Annotated in this window: 2 protein-coding genes; both read left to right on the plus strand. The window is 50.9% G+C overall.

Annotated features, from left to right (window positions below):
* The first annotated feature begins 12 nt into the window (after positions 1-12).
* Entirely contained in the window at positions 13-1,455 is a 1,443-nt protein-coding gene (cysN, locus tag Q1K24_RS08565) for a sulfate adenylyltransferase subunit CysN (RefSeq protein WP_300368902.1), read from the plus strand.
* A gap of 84 nt (positions 1,456-1,539) precedes the next feature.
* Positions 1,540-2,265 carry an adenylyl-sulfate kinase gene (gene cysC, locus Q1K24_RS08570; RefSeq protein WP_300368887.1) on the plus strand — a complete coding sequence of 242 codons (726 nt, stop codon included), beginning with the start codon at positions 1,540-1,542 and terminating at the stop codon, positions 2,263-2,265.
* Positions 2,266-2,271 lie beyond the last annotated feature (6 nt).

Here is a 2,271-nt window from a genome sequence, read left to right on the forward strand (position 1 = left end):
AGCGAACAGCGAATAGCGAACGACATAGAGAAGTATCTGAAAGAACACGAAAACAAAGAGATGCTTCGCTTCATTACCTGCGGGAGTGTGGATGACGGGAAATCGACGTTGATCGGGCGGCTGCTGTACGACAGTAAAATGATTTTCGAGGATCAGCTGGCGGCGGTGAAGAACGAGACGAAAAAGTATGGAACGGTCGGGGATGCGGAGATCGATTTCGCACTGCTTATCGACGGGCTTCAGAGCGAGCGGGAGCAGGGTATTACGATCGATGTGGCGTACCGTTTTTTCTCCACCGACAAACGCAAATATATCATTGCCGATACACCCGGTCATGAGCAGTATACGCGCAATATGGTGACGGGCGGCAGTACGGCGGATCTGGCGGTCATTCTGATCGATGCGAGAAAAGGGGTGTTGACACAGACCAGGCGGCACTCGTTCCTGGTCAGTCTGCTGGGCATCCGCAATATCGTTGTTGCTGTCAACAAAATGGATCTGGTCGATTACAGCGAAGAGCGGTTCGATCAGATCGTCTCCGATTACAAACAGATGTATAACCAGCTGCGTGTCTCTCTGCCGTACAAAAATTTTCACCAGAAAATCGATTTCATTCCGATGTCGGCGCTGAAGGGTGACAATGTGGTCGATATTTCCGAAAAGATGCCCTGGTACGAAGGCAAAGCACTGCTTCCCTACCTGGATACCATCGGGATCGAGCGGGGAGAGTTCGTCTCTTTTCGTTTTCCCGTCCAGTATGTCAACCGTCCCAATCTCGACTTTCGCGGTTTCGCAGGTACCATCGCTGCAGGAAGTGTCACGGAAGGCGATGCCATTGCCGTCTATCCTTCCAGAAAAAAGAGCCGCATCAAAGAGATCGTTTTTCCCGTCAATCCCGAAACGGCAACCGGCGAGGGGCGGACGACGAACGATGAAAAGCGAACAGCGGATTCCCCCATGGCTGTCACCCTGACTCTGGATGACGAGATCGATATCTCCCGGGGTGATCTGATCGTCAAAGAGGGGGAGAAAGAGCCGTATTTCAGCGACAGCTTCGAAGCGATGCTGGTCTGGATGGACGAAGATTCGCTGAAAAACCGCGAATATATCGTGAAACTCTACTCCAAAGAGGCCAATGCCTCGGTCAGTTCCATCATGTTCAAACGGGATGTCAACGATTGGGAGAAGATCGAAACCAAAACCCTGGAACTCAACGATATCGCCCGTGTGAAGATCGACTTGAACGAAAAGGTGGCGTTCGATCTTTACGAAGAGAACAAGCGTACCGGTGCGTTCATCCTGATCGACAAGATCACCAACAATACGGTTGCCGCTGGAATGATCGCGGGAATCTCCACGAAACAGAAAAAAGAGCGCATCTACACGGAAGCGGAAAAGGCTCTCAATGCCTATGTCCGGGAGTTCTATCCGGAGTGGGGATGTAAGAAATGTTGAATGTTGAATGTTGGATGTTGGATGCAGTTATAAAAAATCCATCGTTCATCATTCGTTGTTCATCATCGTTTCAGGACAGACGCCGTGTATCGTGAAACAAACACCCGCTCTGTCGCCAAAGGGGTGACCTGGCGTTTCGTGGCGACGGGCACGACGATCGTCATCGTCTTTGTCTTTTTCGGGCGGCTCGATCTGGCCATTGCGGCAGGTTTCATTGAAACGGTACTCAAAGTAGCGCTTTACTGGGGGCATGAAAAGGTGTGGCAGCGTATCCGATGGGGGAGAAAACGCATTCAGCCGTTCAATCTCTGGTTTACGGGTCTGCCGCTTTCGGGTAAGACGACCATCGCCGACAAAGTCTACGAAAAGCTCCAGAAACTCGACATACCGCTCGAGCGTATCGACTCCAAGGATATCCGTGAACTGATTCCCAATGTCGGATACAGCAGGGAAGAGCGCAACCGGCATATGCGGCGGATAGGCCATCTTATCCAGACACTTCAAAAAAACTCCATCTCCACCGTGGCCTCGTTCGTATCGCCTTACAGAGAATCGCGCAAAGCGATCCGTACGATGGTCGAAAACAATATTGTCGTCTATGTCAAGGCAAATGTCGAAACCTGCAAGAAACGGGACTACAAAGGGGTCTACGAAAAAGCGCTCAAAGGCGAGATCAAGAACTTCACCGGTATCAGCGACGTCTACGAAGAACCGCAGCACGCGGAGATCATCATCGACACGGAAACCACCGATCCGGACGAAGCGGCGGAAATCATTTTTCGATATATAAAGAGGAATTATGTGAAATGATGGATG

The sequence above is a fragment of the Hydrogenimonas sp. genome, from assembly GCF_029932565.1.
In the GTDB taxonomy this organism is placed as follows: domain Bacteria; phylum Campylobacterota; class Campylobacteria; order Campylobacterales; family Hydrogenimonadaceae; genus Hydrogenimonas.